Raw genomic sequence first — 20531 nt, 5'->3', positions numbered from 1 at the left:
ATTCATGACCTATGGACCTGCCGAACAGATCATCTGCCGGGGACGGCGAATCGGCCAGCGCATCGGACCCGCCTGCTATCTCCGATCGCCGTGCCGTCTCACCGCGCCGCCGCCCGTAGCGCCGCCATGAACTGCAGCATGGCCTCCGACGGCAGCTCATTCTTGCGGGTGACAATGCCGTAGCTCGACATGGCGCGCCGGATCGGCACCGGCACGTGCGCCAGCATGCCTTCCGCGACGAAGCGCTCGACCACGGCGCGCGGCTGCAGCGAAAGCATATCCGTCGCCTGCAGCAGTTCCAGGGTGGAAAAGATTGACGGTGTTTCCACCATGCCGACCAGGCCCTGGATGCCTGCCGCCGCAATGGTTTCATCGAACAGTTGCCGGATGGCGGTGAGCTGCGGGTAAAGGATCCACGGCCATGCGCCGATGTCGGCAATTTCCAGCCTGGGCCTGTCCAGCAGGGGATGTCCCGGCCGGCAGACGACCCATACCGGCTCTGGCGACAGTGCCTCGAAATCGAAGATCGCCTGGTGCCGTGGCTCGGTCAGACGCCCGACCATGATGTCCAGCTTCCGGTCTTCCAGCCAGACGGCGAGCTGGTCACTGCTCTGCTCGATCAGCTTGACGACCAGCCGCGGACGCTGCTGCAGGATCTCGCGGATCGCCGTGGTCACCACCTGCGCGGCCGACGCGGAAATCGCGCCAACGGTGAGGTGGCCGTGCCCGCCGGCCCGTAGCGCTTCCAGCTCGCTCACAAACTTGCCGAGCTCGGCCAGCGCCGTCGACGCGTAGCGCAGCGCGAACTCGCCCAATTCCGTCGGGCGCATATCCCTTGGCAAGCGATCGAACAGCCTGGCCTGCAGGGTGTCTTCAATATCGCTCAGTATCTTCGTGGCAGCCGGCTGGGTGATATGCAATTGCTCGGCCGCGATGCGCAGGTTGCGGCTGCGTCCCAGCACATCCAACAGCTGCAGGTGCCGGAAGCGCAGCTTGGCGAGCACGGCGGAAGGGGCGGAAGCAGTTTGTCTGGCCATGAAGGGGGTAAACCCGGCTGGATCAATAACTAAACGGAATCGATTCTACCCAATAATCGATTGGATGTTTATCGGACTGCCACGTAGAGTTCCACCCGACGCCGCGATGGTCGCGGCGCTCATGACAACAACATCAGGTGGAGACAATCGATGGCATTGCCGCTCACGCTCAGCGCAACGCAAACGCTTCCTGCCGACGGGCTGGCGGGGACGCTGGTCGGCCGCGCATGGATCCCGGCCAGTGACGGCGCTCCGGCCAGCCCGGCTGTCGTGGTCCTGCGGCCGGATGGGGTATTCGACATATCGGATGTCGCTCCGACCATGAGCACCCTGCTCGAACAGGGCGACCCGGTGACGGTCGTGCACAATGCGCCCGGCCGCTGGATCGGCAAGCTCGACGACCTGCTGGCCAACACGGCCGATCCGCACGGCAGCGACAGCGTGGCCCGCCTGCTGGCGCCATGCGACCTGCAGGTGATCAAGGCGGCAGGCGTGACCTTTGCCGGCAGCCTGGTCGAGCGTGTCATCGAAGAGCAGACCAAGGGCGACCCGCAAGGCGCCGCCGAGGTCCGCAACCGGATCCAGGCGCTGGTGGGCGAACGCCTGTCCCGAATCCGGCCGGGTTCCCGCGAGGCGGGCGAACTCAAGGCCTTGCTGATCGAGCATGGCATGTGGTCGCAATACCTTGAGGTGGGCATCGGCCCGGACGCCGAGATCTTCACCAAGGCACCGCTGCTTGCGGCGCTTGGCACCGGTACGGAAATCGGCCTGCATCCCGGCTCGGCATGGAACAATCCGGAACCCGAGATCGTGCTGGCCATCAACAGCCGCGGTGATGTGCTCGGCGCCACGCTGGGCAATGACGTCAACCTGCGCGACTTCGAGGGCCGCAGTGCGCTGCTGCTGGGCAAGGCCAAGGACAATAACGGCTCCTGCGCGATCGGCCCGTTCCTGCGCCTGTTCGACCAGAGCTTCTCGCTCGACGACGTGCGGCGGGCGACGGTGGATCTGCGCGTCGATGGCCCGGACGGCTTCGTGTTGTCCGGCACCAGCTCGATGGACCAGATCACGCGCGACCCGCTGGAGTTGGCCGAGCAGGTAATGGGGGCGACCCACCAGTATCCCGATGGCGCCATGCTGTTCCTCGGTACGCTGTTCGCGCCGGTGGAAGACCGCGACACCGCGGGCGGCGGCTTCACCCACAAGGATGGCGATCTTGTCACCATCTCCAGCCGCCAGCTCGGCAGCCTGGTCAACCGCGTGGGCCGCAGCGACCGTATCGCTCCGTGGACGTTCGGCGTACGCGCCCTGATGGCCAACCTGGCCGCACGTGGCCACACCACTTTCTGAACGGCGATTTCTGAACGGGCGCCACGGACCCCGCCCTGAACACCGCAGCTACCCTCGCGCAAGCAAAAGACGGGGATGCCGCAATCCATGACATGAGGCCGCGCCACGCGGCTTCGTACCGGAGACAACCCATGCAGACTCAAGCCGCCAACCGAGATCCGCTCGCAAGCGCGGTAGGCAAGGCCCGCCTGCGCCTCGCGCCTTTCCTTGCACTGATGTTCGCGCTGTCGATGCTCGACCGCTCCAACGTCGGCTTCGTCAAGCAAGCCCTGATGGTCGATTCCAATATCGGCAACGCGGCCTATGCGCTTGGCGCCGGCATCTTCTTCATCGGCTATGCCGTCTTCGAAATCCCCAGCAACCTGATCCTGCACCGGGTCGGCGCCAGGGTCTGGCTCAGCCGCATCATGGTCACCTGGGGGCTGGCGTCGGCCGCCATGATGTTCGCGCATGACGAGACCTCGTTCTACGTGCTGCGCTTTATCCTTGGCGTCGCCGAGGCGGGCTTCTCGCCGGGCGTGATCCTGTACTCGACCTACTGGTTCCCTGCCAGCCAGCGCGGCAAGGCGCTCGGCGTCTACTACTTCGGCTTGCCGGTGGCACTGGTGCTGGGCGGGCCGGTCTCGGGGCTGCTGCTCGATGTGATGGGTGGCCAGATGGGCCTGCGCAACTGGCAATGGATGTTCATCATCGAAGGCCTGGCGGCGTCGGTGGTGGGCGTGATCGCCTTCTTCTACCTAGTCAGCAAGCCGCGCGATGCCAAGTGGCTGGACGCCGACGAGAAGACTGCGCTCGAGGCCGCGATCGCCGCGGAAGACAACCAGAAGACCGCGCATGGCCCGGCAACCGCGCTGAGCGAGCTCGGCAACTGGCAAGTGCTGCGTTTCGTCGCCATCTACTTCGCCATCCAGGTCAGCGTCTACGGCGTCATCTTCTACCTGCCGACGCGTATTTCCGAGCTGACCGGCACGGCGATTGGCGCCAAGGTCGGCCTGCTCACCGCGATCCCGTGGCTGTGCGCGCTGGTTTCCCTGCGCCTGATCACCGGCATCGCGGATGCCAAGGGCAAGCAACGGGAGTTCGCCATGGCCATGCTCGCCATGGCGGCCAGCGGCATCGCCCTGATCGGTGCGCTGGGCAATCTCGGTGGCTTTATCGCGCCGACGCTGAAGACCGCGGTTGAATCCGCATTCCATAGCCAGCAAGCGGGCATGCTGGCCCTGGCCATCGCAGGCGTAGTCGGCGTGCTGCTGCTGATGAGCGTTGGCGCACGCGCCCGCCGCGCTTCGACGTTGCGGCTTGGCTCCTCCGAGGCGGCCTGACGGCGTCCCGTATTCCCTGCATCCAAACACCTGACATGACCATCCTCGGACTTCACTACATCGGCGGTGAACGCCGTGCTGCCGGCACCCTGCTGTACAGCAGCGACGCCGTGACAGGCGAACGGTACCCAGTGAGCTTCCACGAAGCCACCGAAGCCGAAGTTGCAGCAGCCGCGCTGGCTGCGCACCAGGCCTTCCCGGCATTGCACGCCACCAGCCCGGCCGAACGCGTCGCTCTGCTGGAGACCATCGCCGATGAAATCGACGCGCTGGACCAGGCGTTCATCGCGGCGGCCAGCCGCGAGACCGCCCTGCCGCCGGCGCGGCTGGAAGGCGAGCGCAAGCGCACCAGCAATCAGCTGCGCATGTTCGCGGCCACGGTACGGCGCGGCGACTTCCTCGATGTCCGCATCGACCGCGCGCAGCCTGCGCGCCAGCCGCTGCCGCGACCCGACCTGCGGCAGTACCGCGTCGGCGTGGGTCCGGTGGCGGTCTTCGGCGCAGGCAATTTCCCGCTCGCATTCTCGGTGGCCGGCGGCGACACGGCTTCGGCGCTGGCAGCGGGCTGCCCGGTGGTGGTGAAGGCGCATCCGGGCCACATGGTCACGTCTGAATACGTTGCCAATGCGATCGAACGCGCGATCGCGCGCTGCGGTGCGCAGGCGGGCGTCTTCAACATGGTGTTCGGCACCGCAGCCGCCGGGGCGGCACTGGTACGGGCGCCGCACATCAAGGCAGTAGGCTTTACCGGATCACTGGCTGCGGGCCGGGCTTTGTTCGATCTGGCGCACTCGAGGCCGGATCCGATTCCGGTGTTTGCGGAGATGTCGAGCGTGAACCCGGTGTTCCTGATGCCCTTGGCACTGTCCGCGCGCGGCGCGCAGATTGCGCGCGAACTGGCGGCCTCGGTCACCTTCGGCTGCGGCCAGCTCTGCACCAACCCGGGGGTGGTGCTTGGCATCCGCTCACCGGCATTCGATGCGTTCGTCGCCGAACTTGGCACGGCACTGGCGCTGGCCGAACCGCAGCCCATGCTGGGCGCCGGCATCCGGGAGAATTTCCAGCGCGGGCTGGCCGGCTTGCGCGAAGTCCCCGGCGTGGAAGTCCTGGTGTCAAAGCAAGCTGACGGCCGCATTGGCGGACATCTGCTGAAGGCAGATCGCAGCGTGCTGTTTGCGGAAAATCGTCCGCTGGAGGAGGAGGTATTCGGCCCGTCGACGGTGATCGTCGCGCTGGATTCCGAAGATGACTTCCTGGCCTTTGCCGAACGGATGCGCGGCCAGCTTACGGCCACGCTGATGGCCGACGACGGTGACCTCCATCACCACGCCGCGCTGATCGAGCTATTGGAAAGCAAGGTCGGCCGTTTGGTCTTCAACGGTTACCCGACCGGCGTGGAAGTCAGCGACGCCATCGTCCATGGCGGCCCCTATCCGGCCACCACCGATGCGCGCGGCACCTCCGTCGGCAGCGCTGCCATCGAGCGCTTCCTGCGCCCGGTGTGCTACCAGAACTATCCCGATTCCGTGCTCCCACCGGCCTTGCGCGACCGTAACCCGTGGCAGCTGCCGCACCTGGTCGACGGCGTGCCGACACGCGCCGCGCTGCAAGGCGCGCACGATCTGGAGGCCGCAGCATGAGCGTCGTCCTGGAACAGGAAGCAGCAACCGCCGCCGAACCCGTCATACGGCTGCATCCGGATGACGATGTCGTCATCGCGCGTGCGCAACTGGTGGCAGGCGCGCGCCTCGGCGCCGGCCTGGTGGTATGCGGCCTGGTGCCCGCAGGGCACAAGCTGGCAGTGCGCGCACTCGAGGCTGGCGCGCCAGTGCGCCGCTACGGACAGGTCATCGGCTTCACCACTCGCCCGGTCGCGCCTGGCGAGCACGTCCACACCCACAACCTGGCCATCGGCGAGTTCGAGCGCGACTACGCGTTTGGCACCGGTAAGCGCGCTGCCCCGGTCGCGGCGCAGCGCGCGCAATTCATGGGCATCGTTCGCGCCGATGGGCGGGTCGGCTCGCGCAACTACATCGGCATCCTTACGTCCGTCAATTGCTCAGCCACCGCGGCACGCGCCATCGCCGAGCATTTCCGGCGCGAGCTCAATCCGCATGCGCTGGCAGACTACCCGAACGTGGATGGCGTAGTGGCCCTGACGCACGGGCAAGGCTGCGCGGTGGATGGCGAAGGCGAAGGCCTGGCGCTGCTGCGGCTCACGTTGTCGGGCTATGCGCGCCACCCCAACTTTGCAGCCGTGCTGATCGTCGGGCTGGGCTGCGAAACCAACCAGATCGACGGCCTGCTCGACAGCGAGGGACTAGCGCGCGGCGCCGCGCTGAAAACCATGACCATCCAGGCCACCGGCGGCACGGCCCGTACGGTGGCGGCAGGCATCGAGCAGATCAAGGCGATGCTGCCCGACGCCAACCGGGTGCGACGCGAGCCCGTCGATGCCAGCCACCTGGTGGTCGGACTGCAATGCGGCGGCTCCGACGGCTATTCCGGCATCAGCGCCAATCCCGCGCTTGGCGCAGCCGTCGACCGGCTGGTGGCGCACGGGGGTACCGCCATCCTGTCGGAGACGCCGGAGATTTATGGCGCCGAGCATTTGCTGACGCGCCGTGCCGTCTCGCCGGAAGTCGGGCACAAGCTGCTCGACCGGATCCGCTGGTGGGAAGCCTACTGCACGCGCATGAACGCCAGCCTGGACAACAACCCGTCCGCCGGCAACAAGGCGGGCGGGCTCACCACCATCCTGGAGAAATCGCTCGGTGCCGTGGCAAAGGGCGGCACCACCAACCTGGTCGACGTATACCGCTACGCAGAGCCGGTGGAGGCGGCTGGCCTGGTCTTCATGGACACCCCTGGCTACGATCCGGTCTCGGCGACCGGGCAGGTGGCCGGCGGCGCCAACCTGATCTGCTTTACCACCGGGCGCGGCTCCGCCTATGGCTGTGCACCGTCCCCGTCCCTGAAGCTCGGCACCAATACTGCCTTGTGGCAGCGCCAGCAGGAGGATATCGACATCAACTGCGGCACCGTGATCGATGGCTCGCAGACGATCGACGAGCTTGGGGAAGAAATCTTCCGCCTGATGCTGGCGACGGCTTCGGGACAGCGCTCAAAGAGCGAACTGCACGGTTACGGCCAGAACGAGTTCGTTCCCTGGCAGATTGGAGCGATCACCTGACGGGGCGTCGCTCGCAGAATTAGCGCTTCTCAGCAGCAGCTGCGCGCGGGGAATCAGTCGGGGGCGACCGCCACACGTACCTGCTTTAATGCCCGGAACGGTTCCAACTGCTCGGCCGTGGCCGCCGCATCGGTAATCAACGTCCATGCGCGGTCGAGCGGCGTCCAGTGCTGCTGCTGTGCCCGGCCCAGCTTCGTAGCGTCGGCCAGCACAAAGATATCGGCCGCCTGGCGGACGATGCACTCCTTCAGGTAGGCCTGCTCCGCGCTGGCTTCGCACAGCCCCACGCCTGCGACCACGCCGTCCGCGCCAAGGAACGCCTTGTCCACGCTGATGCGCGACAGCGTTACCTGGGCCAGCGGACCGAAGGTGCCCATGCTGGAGGGGCGCACGTCGCCGCCGATCAGCGTCACGCGGATGCCGGGCAGGCCGGTAAGCGCAGTGACGGCCAGCAGGTTGGTGGTGTAGACATGGAGGTCCTCGCGTGCGCCCAGCTGCCGAGCCAGCGCAGCGGCCGTGGTGCCGCTATCGAGCAGCACGGCGTCGCCGTCCTGCACGAAGCTCGCCGCCAGTCGGGCAATGGCTTCCTTCTGCTCACGCTGCAGCGACTTGCGCTCCTCAAGCGAAGCCTCTGGCTCGTGGCCGCCCACCTGCATCAGCGCGGCGGCGCCGCCATAGGTCCGCACAATGCGACCCTCGCGAGCCAGCGCGGTCAGATCGCGGCGCACCGTGGCCACGGAAACCCCGAGGCTGCCGGTCAACTGCTCGACATTGGCGACCTCGCCCGAGAGCACGAGTTCGAGAATGGCGCGGCGGCGGTCGGCGGCTTTCATGGCAGGCGAAATGAAAATGGGGGATCCTCAACGATCCCCGATCTTACAGGAGCCGGCAGCCCCGGCGTGCGCCGATGGCTCAGGCGCGGCGCGTGGCCAGCTCAGCGCCCTGGCGCAGCGCCTCCAGCAGGCTGCGTTCGTCGGCGATCCCCTTGCCGGCGATGTCGAAGGCGGTGCCGTGATCAACCGACGTGCGGATGACCGGCAGGCCCACCGTGATGTTGACGCCGGCCTCCAGGCCGAGCACCTTGACCGGCCCGTGGCCCTGGTCGTGGTACATCGCCACCACCAGATCGAAATCACCGCGGCCGGCGCGATAGAACAGCGTGTCGGCGGGCAGTGGACCTTCCACGTCCCAGCCGCGCGCGCGCAAGGCCTCGACCGCCGGGATGATCTTTTCCTCCTCCTCGCCGTGGCCGAACAGGCCGTTCTCGCCGGCGTGCGGATTGATGCCGCACACGCCGATGCGCGGCGATGCGATGCCAGCGCGCTGCAGCGTCTGATGGCCACGCTCGATCGTGCGCTGGACCAGGCCCGGCTCGATCTTGCGGATGGCGTCGAGCAGGCCGATATGCGTGGTGACGTGGATCACGCGCAGCTTCGGCGCCACCAGCATCATCGACACCTCCGGGGTGCCGGTCAGGTGCGCCAGCATCTCGGTGTGGCCGGGGAACTTGTGACCACCCGCGTGCAGGGCTTCCTTGTTCAGCGGCGCTGTGCAGATCGCATCGATCTTCTCATCGCGGGTCAGCGCCACCGCGCGCTCGATGTAGCGGAAGGCGGCATCGCCCGCGACGGCGGACAGCTTGCCGAAGGGCAGGTCTTCCGGGATCAGGCCCAAGTCGATGCAGTCGATGGTGCCGGACTGGAAGCGCGCTTCCTCCGGGGCCTGGATGGCGCGCACCTTGAGCGGAGAGCCGACGAGCCGGCCGGCCAGCTCCAACCGGCGCGCGTCGCCGATGACGAGCGGGCGGCATTGCGCACGAACGCTGTCATGCGCGAGGCTCTTGACGATGACTTCGGGGCCGATGCCCGTGGCATCGCCCATGGTGATACCGATGACGGGGAGGTAGTCGCTCATTGATGTGTCTCTTGTCGAGTGTGGCGCGGCGCGCCGTCAGGCTGACGGCGCGCGGGATTCAGTCATAGCCTGCCACGCAAGCCACAGGGCGGCCTCGGAGCCGAATGCACCGGCCTTGGTAGCAACGCGGCGCGCGGGCACGCCAGGCAGCGCAGGCGTGTCGGACAACGGCACACCGGGCTCGACTTCGCGCCGCAGTGTCAGGGCGCCGATGCCGGCCGCCGAGAGCATGGCCCGAGCCGTCTCGCCGCCGGTGGCGATCAGGCCGCGCGTATGCCGGAAGCCGGGCAGGGACAATTGCGCCAGCGCGGCGCTCAGGCGCGGCCCTTCGCCCGGGTCGAACGCGTCGTCGCGACCAATGCTGACCAGCAGGTCGCTGCCTGCCCGCAGGCATTCGGTGATCGATTGCTGCGCGGCGTCCCAGTCAGCGTGGCCCGCGCCTTCACGCAAGATCCGCGGCGGAACCACCAGCGACTGCATCCCGGTGCGTTCGCGCAGGCAAGCGGCCTGTCGCCCGGAGATGCCCGAGAGGCTGCCGACCAGCGTCAAGACCGGGCCGCCCTCAGGGGCAGGCAGCGGCTGCGGCGCACCGCCCTCGAACAGGCATGGTGCAGCCAGCGCACGAGCCAGGCCGCCCGAGCCGACCCAGAATGCGGGGACGTCGAGCTGCGCCGTGGCCGCGGCGAGCGCCGCCAGGTCTTGCTCCGTCTGCGCATCGCAGACTACGGCCTGCACACCTTCGCGCGCCAGTCCGGCGATGGCTGGCCGCAGGGCCGCGTCACCCGCGCGCACCGCGTCCAGCGGCAACAGGGTCGCCCGCAGCCCCTGCGCGGCCAGCAGCGCGACAAGGTCGGCACGTCCGGTAAGCGCTTCCAGGCGCCAGATGTCGGAGTCTTCCAGCGGCTGGCCGTTCACGAACATGCAGCCGCCGGCCGTGGTGCGGCCAGTGGCCGGAAAGGCCGGCGCGACGATGGCAAGGCCGGCCAGCGGCGCCAGCGCCGCGGTTTCGGCAGCCCAGTTGCCTCGCAACGTGGAATCGATCTTCTTGTACAGCCGCCGGCTGGCGCCCTGGCCGCGATGCCAGGCTTCGAGATTGCGCGCCGCCGCCTCCTGGGGCGCCATGCGGCGGCTGTCGACGTCGCAAGCCACTACGTCGGCCTGCGACAGGTCCACGCCCGCAGGCGCCGCCTCCAGCGTTACGACGGTCCGGGCGCCAGACATGGCGTAGCCGATCGCGCAGTCGGCAGCGCCTGACAGGTCGTCGGCGATGATAAGCCAGCTCATGCGGCGGTCCTCACCAACGCCTCGGCCTCCTTGCCCGCCACGCGGCGGGCGATCCAGGCGGTCACCAATGGCGTCAGTACGGCGGTGACCACCACGCAGGCGGCCACCAGGATCGTGGCGCTCTTGGCCGATTCCGCGTAGACCGGATTAGCCGCCGCTACCAGCGTCGGCACGGCGGCGGCATTGCCGGCGGTGCTGGCGGCCGCGACACCTGCCACACCCGTGCCGCCGGTAAGGCGGTCAGCGAAGTACAGCGCGCAGCCGGTGACGGCCACCACGGCAACACCAAGGCCGAGACCCAGCATGCCCGCCTGCCAGACCTTGTGCAGGTCCAGGCCAGCGCCCAGCGCCAGCGCGAAAAAGGGGATCATGACCGGCACGGCCTTACCCAGGAAATCGCGCATCTCCCGATCCAGGTTGCCCAGCAACATGCCGAGCATGAGCGGAAGGATGCTGCCGACCATCGTCGGCCATGGGAACGCGGACAAGCCCGCCACGCCCAGCGTCACCATCGTCAGGAACGGGCCGGACTCGAGCGACATGATGCTGTAGGCGCCCACGTCTTCAGGCTTGCCGTACTGGCCCATCAGCGCCATGTACAGGCCGCCGTTGGTGTCGTTCATCGCGGCCACCACGGCAAGCGTCGACAAGCCGGCAAACATTCCGGCACTGATCGGCGCCTCGCCCAGGAAGTGCCCCATGATCACGCCCAACACCATTGCCGTGCCGACCTTGGTGCCGAACAACACGCCGCCCTTCTTGAGAATGTAAGGCGTGGCTTTGATGTTGATGCTTGCGCCCATGCAGACATAGAACACCGCGAGGATGGGCAGGGCACCGGTAAAAAGCGCGCCGGTAAACGATCCAAAAAACTTCGGCCCATCCGGCGCGAACGTGGCAACGAGCGAACCGATCAGCAGCGGCACGATCATCATGCCGCCGGGCACGCGCTCGATGGCGCGTTTGATGGAAATCTGCATGGTTGTCTCCTGCCGCTGAGGATGCGGCCTTGTATGTTTCGAGCAAACATTTGATCGAATCGATCAAATGTCATCAGAGTGTAGTGCAGCTGACTGAATTTGACTAGTTCAATCATTTATTTGATCGAAAGGATCACACCGAGACAGAATACTGGCAGGTAGCGGGTTCAGAAAGGCACCGCAGGTCACTCCCTTGTGTCCTGCGACATGCCGGGCGGACATCTCACTGCATGGGCACGATCACCCACGGGCTCGCCGGGCGACGAGCAGGCTCTACGTCGAAGATGGCCGGTCACCCGCCTCACTCGCAATCGACAGAGATGATGAAACGGGCATCGCCTGTCTGTGCTGGTTCAATGTGGATGACTCTTTGCGAGGTTCCGGTGTCGGACGGCAACTGTTGTCACACACTAACGAGCACCGCCCCTCTGCGTCGTCTATCCGCGATAGCGCCGCGTCTGGCACGAGGTGCTGCAACACTAGCGCCGTGAGGGGCGAGATGCGTGGATCCGTGACACGTCCCTCGCTGAGCCGTTTGAGCTGGAACTTGACGACGGCCATTGGCCAGGAAGCCCGGCATCTTGTTCTTCCAGGTGAAAGACCGCAGCGCGGGCGCACTGATCGACGAGATCAACGGCAACAGGGAGGGTGAAGATTGCGAGGACAAGGCCAGGCGGGCCCTAAAGCAATTGAATCAGGATGGCAACAGCGCCCCGGCGGGTCTCCCTGGCCGTAGGACGAGGACGTCAAGTAAAGGAATTCCTCTGTAACGAGCCGTCAGGTTCGCCTATGCTGTCCAATGCGGCAGATGCAAAATCCGCACAGGTCCGACGGATCTGAAAACAAGAAGGGGGAAGTCCCCGGAACGGAAAGCGCCATCAGGATTGCGCTTTCCGTGCGCTTGCTTGGCCGAGTCACGGGGTGGTGAACCATCGCACACGAGGCATATTGCCAGCTCGTGGGCGAGATTCTCCGTTGACGACAACATGACAGACGCCTTCCTGTTCAGTAAGCCGTTCACGTTTCTCGCCTGCGCCGGCATGTCGGAAGTCAGGGAAGGGGTTGATGTACTGGAAGCCCTCCCCGGCCACTTGTTCTGGCTCGAGAACGAGGACTACATCCGACGGGTCTTCGTGCCCGATTTCCTGGAACAGAGCCGCGCCGCCCTTGAGGCGGTGATGTCGGACGGGCCAGCGCTGATCGATGCGATGGCCGACGAGATCCGGCGCAGCCCCCGCCTGCTGCCGGATCTGCAGCGCCTCTCTCCGGAGGTGGCCGCTGCCGCCCACTCATACTGCTATTGGCGCTACAGCGCAGACGTGGTCGGGCGCGCGCAGGGGATTCCGCGCAGCGCCATCGAGCGCCAGTTCGACCGGGCCGCGCGGCCTCGGGACGGCGCACACAAGCTGCAATGGATCTGCCCGTGCTGCGACGGACTGGCGCACTATCAGGTCGACGGGCTGCTGGCCTCGCAGCGGCCGGCACGGCAAGGCGGCTTTTCACTCGAATGCACACACTGCGGACACCAGGAACGGCTGTACGCCGGCTTCCTGCATGCGGGCCGCCTGGAATGCCGCTGCGCAAATTGCACGGGTTTTATCAGGACGCTGGCAGGCCAGCTGGCCAGGCCCGCGCGCAGGCTGTGCGCGGCGCTGGAGGACTATGCATGGATGCATGCCGTGGATACCGCGGCAGAAATCCGCGAACTCTGGGAAACGTCATTGCAGATGCTGGCAAGCGGTGCCAGGCCGTCCGACAACGCGATGGCATTCGCCCTGGCCATCCAGTCAGGCGAGGCGCGCACCATCCCGGAGATCCTCAGCCAGATCGACCCGACCCTCGAAGGCCGGTTCGACAAGAATCCAAGGGCCTGGGTACTGCTGTGCGAGCTGCTGCGCGAAGGCGTGCTGGACGCCGACTGCGCAATCTATGACCAGGACGGCCGCCAGCACGTGGCGCTTGAGCTTGCCCTGCTCGAAGACGACCAGGCGGCCGACAGCGCCACTGCGCAGGACAGCCTGGCTACCTTGCTGAAGGGCTACCAGCCGCCGGAGCGCGATGCCTTCATCAACTGGCTGAAGGCGCTGAAGCGCTTGCGGCTTTGCACCGCCAGGTTCAATGCCGCCGTGGACGTTGCCTGGAAGCCGAACCTGGAGCATTGCCGCATCCTGACCGCGCGATGGTCTGACGGCCAGGCAGCGCCCGCCGTGCAAGCCAGCGCCGCGTGGCTGCCCCCCGCGCCGCGCCCGCGCCGCCCGGAACGGCCGGTGTATCTGGACGCAGAGCTGGAGGCGGTGCAGTTGCTGAAGGCGCTGGGCTATATCGTCCTGAGCCCCGAGGAGATTCGCTCGCAACGAGATCCCATCGAGGATATGTCGTGAACCGGCAAACCCAGTCAAGCAGCGCACTTGACGGATGCGCCACGACAATATTGAGTTTTCCCTGATTCGCGGCAGCAAAAAAACAACCACATTCAATGTAACGTCCTGCCGTGCGCGACAGGTGGGGTGTGGCGGGTCGAAACTTCTAACTGCGGCTTATCACAATACTAAATACGCTTCGCTCCTGCTTTCTGTTTTAATGGTTCACAGTCGAAGATTTTGGCGGTGCACTGTTTAATAACACCGCGGACATCGATTAACCCAACCGGCAAGTACCATCGACATGCTGCTCGAGCCATTACATGGAAGCATTGGCACCTTGTGCATGGCATTGCTGCTAGTCAGTCCTTTGCTTGCTGCCGAGCAGGCTGACAAAAATCAGATCCCACCCCGGGGCGCATACACGGCAATTCAGTGCAGCGAAGCCTCTCAGTGCCCGCTGTTCGACGAGGTCTACGCGACAACTCCAGCGTTTCGCCACGCGCTTTCCCTGAGCCTGCGCCATGGCAATGAAGTAGTCCCTGACTGGGTCAAAGATAAGCTCCCTAACGGACAGACGCATGGTGACGTGCCACCACCGACGACAGCTTCAGCAATGCTACCGCTGCGGATCGATGATCGCCCATATATACTGGGGCGGATGACCGACCCGGAGAACTCTGGGCACCTGATCGTCGCGCTGTACGACACTCAGCGTGGATTCGCGACTGTTCACTACGTCAACAAAGACGGGAATGCTGCATTACTCGGCGACACCGCCGAGATCTTGCGCAAAGTGATACACGATTATCTCAACGCGGAATCTGCGTTCGCCAAGTCGCTGGCGCGCCCGGATGTGGCTCTGCCCATTCCAGTCACGAGCCAATGAGCTGGGTCTACATCCATCCCTTCATTCCCCTGCTCTGGCACCCCGCAATCGCCATCGAGGACTCCTATGCAGCGTAGCCGGAGCCCACGCGCGGCACGCAGCCTTTTCGTGTGTGTGCTTACTGCCTTGAGTGAAGCGACAACGTGGGCACAAACCGTTGGCCCGGGTACGATCACCGCAACTGTAAGCAACAATGGATCCACTGGCGACCAGACCATCGTGGGGAACACGCAGGTGACGATATCTGGCGCTGGTTCTGGCACCCTCGTGACAGCCGGGACACTGACCTTAGACCCGAACGCAGCGGGCTTTCCGGCGGGGCCGATCGAGATCCAGACAACTAGCGACCATGGATTATTCGTCAATTCGACCACGACTCCTGCTGCGGTCCTGGCACTGCCAGGGGTAACCGTTTCAACATCGACGTTCGGTACGGCCGTCGTCGCCCTTGGGGGCGCTGCAAGCGTCACGGCAAGCGGGCTAACTATCAATAATTCCGGAACCGGAACGGGTGGGGGCTACGGTGCCGTCGCCCAGGACGGAGGGCGGGTTTCGCTGACCGATACCGCGATCACGACCTCGCGGCTGGGCGCAATCCTGCTTGGCACCGCCGGCACGGGCAGCACGTTGAGCATGCAGGGGAACAACACCATCATAAGCAACGGCGCACAAAGCGTTGGTGTCTATGCGAAGAACGGCGGAACGTTTTCGCTTCCTGCCGGAACCACGTTGACGCTCAATGGACAGGGAAATACGGGGATAGTCCTTGAGGCGGCACCGCAAGCTGACGCGGCCATTGGCGACGGACTGACGATTCACCTCACCGGAACGGGCCAGTCCTATATCAACGGCAGCGTTGGCGTGGCGGCATTTGGCGGATCGACGGCGACGTTCCGTGGTCTTGTCGTGGACGGCGCGAACGCGGGGACAGGGGTCGTTGCCTTCTCCGGCGATCCCCGGGCTGGGGGAGCTGGCAACGCTGGCACCAGTTCGCGGGTAGACCTTTCGAACGCAACGATCACGATCAACCGCGCCGGCACCTCCACCTTCGCGGTGACGTCGTCAGCGGCTTCGCAACTCGTCAATGCTGCGGGCATTACCACGCCTGCCCTGAACACGGTGAACACCAGCGCCCCTGCGGGGCTGAGGGCGACGCCAGGATCCCAGTCGTCCCTTCTCTCCACGAGCAGGATCGATGCGATCAACACGACAATCAACATGAACGCCGCGAATGGCTTCGGCGTCTATGCCGGCGCGCGCGCAATCTCTGGCCTCAACACAATCAACCTCACCAACAGCATGGTGAACGGCACAGGTGCGGCCAGCTACGGACTAGCGGCTGATCAGAACGGTGCGGTAAACGCAACAGGGTCCACCGTAAACGTGTCTGGGGGTGGGGGCGGGCTCTATCTGATCACCGGCGCAAACGTGACCGGCGGTGTCGGGCCTGCCATCGCACTGACCAACAGTAACGTTACGACGAGCGGCTCCGCGACAATCGGCATTTTTTCCCAGAACTTTTCGAACACCTTGACCAACAGCGTTATGGTGACCGGTGGAAGCGTGAAGGCTCCGGATGCGGTAGGCATCTACGCGTCCGGAGGACCCACGAGCATCGTGGCTGATAACACGACGATCAGTGGCGGCAGCTTGCTTACGGCAATTGGCAGTGCACTCGCACCACAGGCGACTGTCGCTGACGTGGTCGCTCGCAATCAGAGTGTGCTGACCGGCGACGCGTTCGCCGACGCCACGGCAACGGCGAATATCACACTGCAAGCAGCCTCACATTGGAATGGCGCAGCGCTCAACGTTACCAACGTGAACGTGGATCCGACCAGTACATGGTCCGTGACGGGTAACTCGACGGTGACCCGGCAAGTCTCCAATGCAGGGACGGTTGCGTTCACCGCGCCGGCGGCGGGCGCCTTCAAGACCCTGACCACCCAGAACTACGCCGGCAATGGCGGCGTGCTCGGTATCAATACCTTCCTTGGAACGGACGGCTCTGCGTCGGACAAGCTAATCATCAACGGCGGCACGGCCTCCGGCACGTCCGGGATTCGCGTGACCAACGCTGGTGGCCCAGGTGCGTTGACGACGCAGAACGGGATTTTGGTGGTGGATGTCTTGAACGGTGGCACAACCGGGACTTCTTCCTTCACGCAAAGCGGCCGCGCTGTTGCAGGCGTCTACGAGTACCGGCTCTTCCGAGGCGGCGCCGACGGCACGAACCCGAATGCCTGGTATCTGCGCAGTGAGCAGCAACCGGAGCCGCCTCCCCCGCCCGTGCCGCCGAACCCTGATATCGTTGTCCCGTTATTCCGCCCTGAGATCGGCGCCTATCTGGCTAACCAGCGCCTCGCCGCCGGTTTCCTCGTCCACAGCCTGCATGATCGCCTGGGCGAGCCGCAGTGGGCCGAACAGCAGACATTCGAGAACGACGACGCAAAGCGTGGTTCGGGGTGGGTGCGCCTGGTCGGCAAGGATATTGGCTCGCGCACAAGCAATGGCACCTTCGACGTCCAAAGCACGGCGTGGATGCTCCAGCTCGGCGGCGACGTTGCGCAGTGGTCGGTCTTCCGCGGCGACGACCGCGCGCACCTCGGTGGCATGATCGGCTACAACTGGGGCTCGAGCACCGGACGCGCCAAGGGCAACCCTTTCGCGGCCGACAGCGATGTGCAGGGCGTGAACGTCGGAATCTACGGCACCTGGTTTCAGAATGATAAGTCGCGACTCGGCTGGTACACGGACCTGTGGGCCCAGTTTGGCTGGTTCAGCAATCACGTGAACGGCGAGCTGCTGCCATCCGCCAGTTACAACTCCAGGATGTTAGCCCTTTCCGCGGAGACCGGATACGCATGGCTGCCGGGCTTTACGCATGATTGGGTGATTGAGCCGCAGGCGCAGGTCATCTACGTTCGCTCATATCAGGGGACATTCTCCGAGCCCAACGGGACGCAAGTGGGCGGTGCCGATTCGGACGGCGTCATTACGCGGCTGGGTGTGCGCATGCACCGTACGTGGATCGACGGTAAGGGTCACCGTTATCAGCCGTACATCACGTTGAACTGGTGGCACGATTCGGTTGACAACAACATCGCGCTAAACGGCATCACCATGAGCGACCTCTACCCGAGCAATCGGTATGAGGTCAAGCTGGGCCTGGACGTGCAAGGTCGCAAGGGCTGGACGGGGTGGAGCAACCTCGGCTGGCAATGGGGCTCGCAGTCCTATCACGCCTTTATCGGCCGACTGGGCGTCAAATATAGTTGGTAACCAATCCCGGATGCCACGCTCGGGCATATTGCATCTGCCGGAAGCGCAGCCGCGCATCCTCGAAATTCTCCGCCTTTCGGCCGACCCGCGAAACTGCGAATGTGTGTGGTTGCCAACCATCGCCTCCTGCCGGCGCCGCGCCCTGCCTTGGCGGCAGAAAATGTGCTTGCTAGACTGTCTTACGCATGCCTGGGCGGGCCTGCGGCAGCACAGCGTCCACTCGCCATGGGCCGCGCGAACAGGCAGGGAGAAGCCAATGAGCAACGACAACAAGCCTGGCGGCACATTGACGCGGCGCGATTTCCTCCTGACTACCGGGGTTGGGGCCATCGCCCTGGGTCTTGGCGCAGGCGCGGATGCCAAGGATGCGCCAGCGGGGGCAAGCGACGCGGCCCAGGCCGCTGGGAGCCTGCCTTCGGGACCGTACAACATCCTGTTTATCCTCGTTGACCAGGAGCGCTACTTCCGACCTGGCGAGTTGCCCAAGGGCTATGGCCTGCCTGCACATGATCGCTTGATGAAGCGCGGTACGACCTTTGTCAATCACCGCATAAATTCATGTGTTTGCACCCCGTCCCGCTCAGTTCTTTACACGGGCCAGCACATCCAGCACACCCGGATGTTCGACAACACGAACTTCCCGTGGATTAGCAGCATGTCAACGGAGATACGGACGCTCGGTGACATGCTTCGTGACGCCGGCTATTACACGGCGTACAAGGGCAAGTGGCACCTCACCAAGGAATTCGAGACCGTCAACAAGCTTGGCACGCCAACCAAGATCTTCACTCAGGAAATGGAAGCCTATGGCTTTTCCGACTACATCGGAATCGGCGACATTATTGCCCACACCAGCGGTGGGTACCTGCACGACGGGGTGATTGCTGCAATGGGTGTGAGCTGGCTGCGCGGAAAAGGGCGTGAGCTGGCGGCGCAGGGAAGGCCATGGTTCCTGGCCGTCAACCTCGTCAACCCGCACGACGTGATGTTCTACGACACCGACGCGCCCGGCACCGAGGTTCAGGCAATGCGCGGCCTCGCACATGTCGCGCGCGACCCGGCCGACCCGCTATACGGCAAGCAGTGGCAATTCACGCTGCCGGCAAGCCGGAAACAGGCACTTGACGCGCCTGGGCGCCCTGCGGCACACCGCGATTTCCTGCGCTCGCATGACGCCCTGGTCGGAGCCATTCCAAATGAAGATGCGCGCTGGCGCCGCCGGCACAACTATTACCTGAACTGCATGCGGGATGTCGACCGGAATATCGCTGCCCTGTTGGCCGAGCTTGAAGCTGCAGGGCTCTCCGACAAGACCATCGTAATCCTGACATCGGATCACGGTGACATGGACGGTGCCCACCAGCTCCATGCAAAAGGCGCCGTCTCCTATCGGGAGCAGAACAACGTGCCGTTGGTCATTGCCCATCCCGCCTATCAAGGTGGAAAGCAGTGTCGCGCCGTCACCTCGCATCTGGACATCGCGCCCACCTTGGTTGCATTGACTGGCGTCGCGACTGACAAGCGCGCAGCCATCGTCAAGGGATTACCGGGAAAGGATTTTTCCCGCTTGCTTGCAAAGCCTGACGCAGCCGAAGCGAACGCCATTCGCGATGGCGCGCTGTTCTGCTACAACATGCTGGCCTACCTGGATGGCGATTATCTTTTCAAGGCTGTTGCCCATCTGCAGGGCGGTGGCAAGCCCGACCAGCTCAAGCAGGCCGGTATCCGCCCGGACCTGATGAAGCGCGGCGCGGTGCGTGCGGTCTACGATGGACGCTATAGCTTTGCACGGTACTTTTCTCCCAGGCAGCATAACAAGCCGAAGACCCTGGAGGAGCTCTACCGGTTCAACGACGTGGAGCTGTACGATCTGCAGGCCGATCCCTTCGAGATGAACAACCTGGCGGCAGGCGAAAAGCAACGGGAACTACTGGTCGCCATGAACGAAAAGCTGAATCAGCTGACTGATGCCGAGGTTGGCGAGGACCGCGGCCAGATGCTGCCCGGTGGCATAGACGCAGGATGGGAAGTCAGTGCGGAAACGATGGCGGGAGCCTGACCGCACCGGCCCAGACAGCTTAGGCTGCCCGATGGGGCGGCATTGGCTGGCCGCTAGCGCTGTTCCGCCAGGTAGATCCTGGTGAGGCCTTTCGCAATGGCCTCGACAATCTGCTCGCGCCGCAAGGCAATATGCGAAGTCAGGCATTTTTCTCCCTTCTCCCAGTCGTGCGCCTGCAAGGCGTGAACGATTTCAGCGTGTTCGCTCTGGGTGGAATCGCGCCCGATATTCTCCATGTCGATCCAGCGGATAAACCGGATGCGTTCGTTCAGGCTGACCAGCATCCGCTTGAGTTCGGCGTTGCCCGCCATGGCGGCAATGCGCAGGTGAAAGCCTTCGTCCAGTTCCACCAGTTGCGGGATCGGGGTATTTGCGGGCACCGACTTGCTGTGCTCGAGGTATCGCGCAAGCTCCTCGATGCTCTCAGCCGAGGCCCGCTCGAACGCCAGGCGCAGGCAATCGCGCTCGATCGTTACGCGTGCTTCGTATAGGTCCAGCATTTCCTGGATATCGAGCGGCCGGCGCACATAGCCGCGGCTGGACTCCACCAGGAAGCCCTCGGTGGCAAGGCGGGTCAGCGCTTCGCGCACTGGCGTCCTGCTCACGCCGAGGCGTTCCGCCAGCTCGATCTCATTGAGTCGTTCGCCGGGCTTGAGCTCGTAGGAAATCGCCATCTCGCGCAATCGACTGATGACATCGGATCCCCGTTTGCGCCTGACAGCGGAAATCAGCGGCTTCATGCCGTTGGTTGCTTGCATAGATATTCCTCGTTGGCCGCGATCATACCCGACGCTGCCGAGCCGCCAGGTGACGCATCCATGCCTTCAAGTTTAAGTATACTTAATTGTATCCTGCAGTGTA

The 20531-nt window shown here is 64.7% G+C and carries 14 protein-coding genes and 2 pseudogenes; 9 read left to right on the top strand and 7 right to left on the bottom strand.

Features of this window, described 5'->3' with window-relative positions; translation table 11 throughout:
• Positions 1–98 precede the first annotated feature (98 nt).
• A complete protein-coding gene (locus AC3WON_RS07040; protein WP_010812605.1) occupies positions 99–1037 on the bottom strand; it encodes a LysR substrate-binding domain-containing protein in 939 nt (312 codons plus the stop codon).
• A gap of 150 nt (positions 1038–1187) precedes the next feature.
• Here AC3WON_RS07040 and AC3WON_RS07035 point away from each other — a divergent pair, with 150 nt between their 5' ends.
• The 4 genes from AC3WON_RS07035 to AC3WON_RS07020 all read left to right on the top strand — a co-directional run bounded on the left by AC3WON_RS07035 (position 1188) and on the right by AC3WON_RS07020 (position 6902).
• The gene (locus AC3WON_RS07035; RefSeq protein ID WP_492351489.1) at positions 1188–2387 is read left to right on the top strand and encodes a fumarylacetoacetate hydrolase family protein; all 1200 of its coding nucleotides are present in this window, start codon (positions 1188–1190) and stop codon (positions 2385–2387) included.
• Between the two features lie 131 nt (positions 2388–2518).
• Entirely contained in the window at positions 2519–3709 is a 1191-nt protein-coding gene (locus tag AC3WON_RS07030) for an MFS transporter (RefSeq protein WP_492351488.1), read from the top strand.
• A 35-nt stretch (positions 3710–3744) separates the two neighbouring features.
• Positions 3745–5349 carry an aldehyde dehydrogenase (NADP(+)) gene (locus AC3WON_RS07025; RefSeq protein ID WP_492351487.1) on the top strand — a complete coding sequence of 535 codons (1605 nt, stop codon included), beginning with the start codon at positions 3745–3747 and terminating at the stop codon, positions 5347–5349.
• Complete coding sequence (locus AC3WON_RS07020; RefSeq protein WP_492351486.1) at positions 5346–6902, top strand: UxaA family hydrolase; 1557 nt, start codon at positions 5346–5348, stop codon at positions 6900–6902. Before AC3WON_RS07025 ends, AC3WON_RS07020 begins: the two co-directional genes overlap by 4 nt.
• A 53-nt stretch (positions 6903–6955) precedes the next feature.
• Here AC3WON_RS07020 and AC3WON_RS07015 read toward each other — a convergent pair whose 3' ends face one another.
• From AC3WON_RS07015 to AC3WON_RS07000, 4 genes are all read right to left on the bottom strand, one after another.
• Positions 6956–7735, bottom strand: coding sequence for a DeoR/GlpR family DNA-binding transcription regulator (locus AC3WON_RS07015; RefSeq protein ID WP_492351485.1), 780 nt, complete (start codon positions 7733–7735; stop codon positions 6956–6958).
• 79 nt (positions 7736–7814) lie between these two features.
• The gene (gene pdxA, locus AC3WON_RS07010; protein ID WP_492351484.1) at positions 7815–8816 is read right to left on the bottom strand and encodes a 4-hydroxythreonine-4-phosphate dehydrogenase PdxA; all 1002 of its coding nucleotides are present in this window, start codon (positions 8814–8816) and stop codon (positions 7815–7817) included.
• A 36-nt stretch (positions 8817–8852) separates the two neighbouring features.
• Complete coding sequence (gene dtnK, locus AC3WON_RS07005; RefSeq protein WP_492351483.1) at positions 8853–10100, bottom strand: D-threonate kinase; 1248 nt, start codon at positions 10098–10100, stop codon at positions 8853–8855.
• The gene (locus AC3WON_RS07000; protein WP_010812613.1) at positions 10097–11080 is read right to left on the bottom strand and encodes a 2-keto-3-deoxygluconate permease; all 984 of its coding nucleotides are present in this window, start codon (positions 11078–11080) and stop codon (positions 10097–10099) included. Before AC3WON_RS07000 ends, dtnK begins: the two co-directional genes overlap by 4 nt.
• Positions 11081–11351: 271 nt before the next feature.
• Between AC3WON_RS07000 and AC3WON_RS06995 the strand changes: the two are divergent.
• A pseudogene (locus AC3WON_RS06995) lies at positions 11352–11489 on the top strand (GNAT family N-acetyltransferase); the annotation flags it as partial.
• Between the two features lie 28 nt (positions 11490–11517).
• Here the strand turns inward: AC3WON_RS06995 and AC3WON_RS06990 are convergent.
• Positions 11518–11699: pseudogene (locus AC3WON_RS06990) on the bottom strand (2,4-dienoyl-CoA reductase); the annotation flags it as partial.
• 367 nt (positions 11700–12066) lie between these two features.
• Between AC3WON_RS06990 and AC3WON_RS06985 the strand changes: the two are divergent.
• The 4 genes from AC3WON_RS06985 to AC3WON_RS06970 all read left to right on the top strand — a co-directional run bounded on the left by AC3WON_RS06985 (position 12067) and on the right by AC3WON_RS06970 (position 19670).
• Positions 12067–13461, top strand: coding sequence for a hypothetical protein (locus tag AC3WON_RS06985; RefSeq protein WP_492351482.1), 1395 nt, complete (start codon positions 12067–12069; stop codon positions 13459–13461).
• A gap of 283 nt (positions 13462–13744) precedes the next feature.
• The gene (locus AC3WON_RS06980; RefSeq protein WP_492318061.1) at positions 13745–14329 is read left to right on the top strand and encodes a hypothetical protein; all 585 of its coding nucleotides are present in this window, start codon (positions 13745–13747) and stop codon (positions 14327–14329) included.
• Between the two features lie 219 nt (positions 14330–14548).
• Positions 14549–17611, top strand: coding sequence for an autotransporter family protein (locus AC3WON_RS06975; protein WP_492351481.1), 3063 nt, complete (start codon positions 14549–14551; stop codon positions 17609–17611).
• A 256-nt stretch (positions 17612–17867) separates the two neighbouring features.
• Positions 17868–19670, top strand: a complete 1803-nt coding sequence (locus AC3WON_RS06970; protein ID WP_492351480.1) for a sulfatase family protein — start codon at positions 17868–17870, stop codon at positions 19668–19670.
• A gap of 53 nt (positions 19671–19723) precedes the next feature.
• Here the strand turns inward: AC3WON_RS06970 and AC3WON_RS06965 are convergent, their stop codons facing one another.
• Positions 19724–20428, bottom strand: coding sequence for a GntR family transcriptional regulator (locus tag AC3WON_RS06965; protein ID WP_010812617.1), 705 nt, complete (start codon positions 20426–20428; stop codon positions 19724–19726).
• Positions 20429–20531: the final 103 nt, after the last annotated feature.

Source organism: Cupriavidus sp. FW305-46 (assembly GCF_058787075.1).
Note: the sequence above shows the minus strand (reverse complement) of the source record. Positions and strands in the feature narration are given on the sequence as shown.

What these genes read in the sequence shown, in the direction of transcription:
- AC3WON_RS07035 (WP_492351489.1), top strand. Translation starts at nt 1,188, where the DNA reads ATGGCATTGCCGCTCACGCTCAGCGCAACGCAAACGCTTCCTGCCGAC.
- pdxA (WP_492351484.1), bottom strand. Translation starts at nt 8,816, where the DNA reads ATGAGCGACTACCTCCCCGTCATCGGTATCACCATGGGCGATGCCACG.
- AC3WON_RS07040 (WP_010812605.1), bottom strand. Translation starts at nt 1,037, where the DNA reads ATGGCCAGACAAACTGCTTCCGCCCCTTCCGCCGTGCTCGCCAAGCTG.
- AC3WON_RS07000 (WP_010812613.1), bottom strand. Translation starts at nt 11,080, where the DNA reads ATGCAGATTTCCATCAAACGCGCCATCGAGCGCGTGCCCGGCGGCATG.
- AC3WON_RS06970 (WP_492351480.1), top strand. Translation starts at nt 17,868, where the DNA reads ATGAGCAACGACAACAAGCCTGGCGGCACATTGACGCGGCGCGATTTC.
- AC3WON_RS06965 (WP_010812617.1), bottom strand. Translation starts at nt 20,428, where the DNA reads ATGCAAGCAACCAACGGCATGAAGCCGCTGATTTCCGCTGTCAGGCGC.
- AC3WON_RS07020 (WP_492351486.1), top strand. Translation starts at nt 5,346, where the DNA reads ATGAGCGTCGTCCTGGAACAGGAAGCAGCAACCGCCGCCGAACCCGTC.
- AC3WON_RS06985 (WP_492351482.1), top strand. Translation starts at nt 12,067, where the DNA reads ATGACAGACGCCTTCCTGTTCAGTAAGCCGTTCACGTTTCTCGCCTGC.
- AC3WON_RS06980 (WP_492318061.1), top strand. Translation starts at nt 13,745, where the DNA reads ATGCTGCTCGAGCCATTACATGGAAGCATTGGCACCTTGTGCATGGCA.
- AC3WON_RS07030 (WP_492351488.1), top strand. Translation starts at nt 2,519, where the DNA reads ATGCAGACTCAAGCCGCCAACCGAGATCCGCTCGCAAGCGCGGTAGGC.
- dtnK (WP_492351483.1), bottom strand. Translation starts at nt 10,100, where the DNA reads ATGAGCTGGCTTATCATCGCCGACGACCTGTCAGGCGCTGCCGACTGC.
- AC3WON_RS07015 (WP_492351485.1), bottom strand. Translation starts at nt 7,735, where the DNA reads ATGAAAGCCGCCGACCGCCGCCGCGCCATTCTCGAACTCGTGCTCTCG.
- AC3WON_RS07025 (WP_492351487.1), top strand. Translation starts at nt 3,745, where the DNA reads ATGACCATCCTCGGACTTCACTACATCGGCGGTGAACGCCGTGCTGCC.